This window comes from Psychroflexus longus (assembly GCF_020164595.1).
Classification (GTDB): domain Bacteria; phylum Bacteroidota; class Bacteroidia; order Flavobacteriales; family Flavobacteriaceae; genus Psychroflexus; species Psychroflexus longus.
The window spans coordinates 1-2,030 of sequence record NZ_JAIQZE010000022.1 but is presented as its reverse complement, the minus strand read 5'-3'; the positions used below and the strand labels follow the sequence as shown (position 1 = coordinate 2,030).

Annotated in this window: 1 rRNA gene; it reads right to left on the bottom strand. The window is 43.3% G+C overall.

The annotated features are described in order from the left end of the window. Positions 1–117: 117 nt before the first annotated feature. Positions 118–1,643 (bottom strand): 16S ribosomal RNA (locus LB452_RS13340). Positions 1,644–2,030 lie beyond the last annotated feature (387 nt).

Here is a 2,030-nt window from a genome sequence, read left to right as displayed (position 1 = left end):
ATATTAAATTGACAATTAGAAACATCAAAGCTTATCCTAACCGATTTCTGATTAAAGCTTAATTAATTCCCTTTTCTCTAAACGTCTACTGCATTTTATCAAATGCAATACTCTAAAAAAGGAGGTATTCCAGCCGCACCTTCCGGTACGGCTACCTTGTTACGACTTAGCCCCAGTTACTAGTTTTACCCTAGGCGGCTCCTTGCGGCGACCGACTTCAGGTACCCCCAGCTTCCATGGCTTGACGGGCGGTGTGTACAAGGCCCGGGAACGTATTCACCGCATCATGGCTGATATGCGATTACTAGCGATTCCAGCTTCACGCAGTCGAGTTGCAGACTGCGATCCGAACTGTGATAGGGTTTGTAGATTCGCTCCTGGTCACCCAGTGGCTGCTCTCTGTCCCTACCATTGTAGCACGTGTGTAGCCCAGGACGTAAGGGCCGTGATGATTTGACGTCATCCCCACCTTCCTCACAGTTTACACTGGCAGTATGGCTAGAGTCCCCATCATTACATGCTGGTAACTAACCAAAGGGGTTGCGCTCGTTATAGGACTTAACCTGACACCTCACGGCACGAGCTGACGACAACCATGCAGCACCTTGCAATTTGTCCGAAGAAAAAGATGTTTCCACCCCTGTCAAACTGCATTTAAGCCCTGGTAAGGTTCCTCGCGTATCATCGAATTAAACCACATGCTCCACCGCTTGTGCGGGCCCCCGTCAATTCCTTTGAGTTTCATTCTTGCGAACGTACTCCCCAGGTGGGTTACTTATCACTTTCGCTTAGCCACTCAGGTCTCAATTAACCCGAACAGCTAGTAACCATCGTTTACGGCGTAGACTACCAGGGTATCTAATCCTGTTCGCTACCTACGCTTTCGTCCATCAGCGTCAGTGTATTGTTAGTGATCTGCCTTCGCAATCGGTATTCTGAGTAATATCTATGCATTTCACCGCTACACTACTCATTCTAACCACTTCACAATAACTCAAGAACAACAGTATCAATGGCAATTCTACAGTTGAGCTGCAGACTTTCACCACTGACTTATTATCCCGCCTACGGACCCTTTAAACCCAATGATTCCGGATAACGCTTGGATCCTCCGTATTACCGCGGCTGCTGGCACGGAGTTAGCCGATCCTTATTCTTACAGTACCGTCAACAGTGTACACGTACACCTTTTTCTTCCTGTATAAAAGCAGTTTACAACCCATAGGGCAGTCTTCCTGCACGCGGCATGGCTGGATCAGGATTGCTCCCATTGTCCAATATTCCTCACTGCTGCCTCCCGTAGGAGTCTGGTCCGTGTCTCAGTACCAGTGTGGGGGATCTCCCTCTCAGGACCCCTATCTATCGTAGCCATGGTAAGCCGTTACCTTACCATCTAGCTAATAGAACGCATACTCATCTTATAGCCATAAATGTTTAATTATTAAGTAATGCTACTCAATAATACCATGGAGCATTAATCCAAATTTCTCTGGGCTATTCTCCTCTATAAGGTAGATTGTATACGCGTTACGCACCCGTGCGCCGGTCGTCATCAAGTGCAAGCACTCATGTTACCCCTCGACTTGCATGTGTTAGGCCTGCCGCTAGCGTTCATCCTGAGCCAGGATCAAACTCTTCATCGTTAAATCTTATATGTCTTTAACGTCTAAATGAATTCAATTCAAAATTGTATTCTCAGGAATTAACTCTAATCTTTTACAATTAGTCTAATCTTTTAATGTTTCTAATTCTATAAGTAAATCACTTTACTTATAATTGTCAATTCAATATGTCAATGAACTTTTAATTCTTTGTCGCTTAAAATCTATCCAAAGATTATTAAACTCTTAAACGCCTATTTCGCTAAGCGGATGCAAAACTAATACTTATTTTTGATTCAACAAGTGATAATTTTAAAAAAAATAAAAACTTTTTTAATGAACGAAAACTAATTAATTTCAGGAGGGCAAAACTACAACTTATCTGACATCCTCACAAGCAAAAATAAATAAACATTATCTCAACTCTAT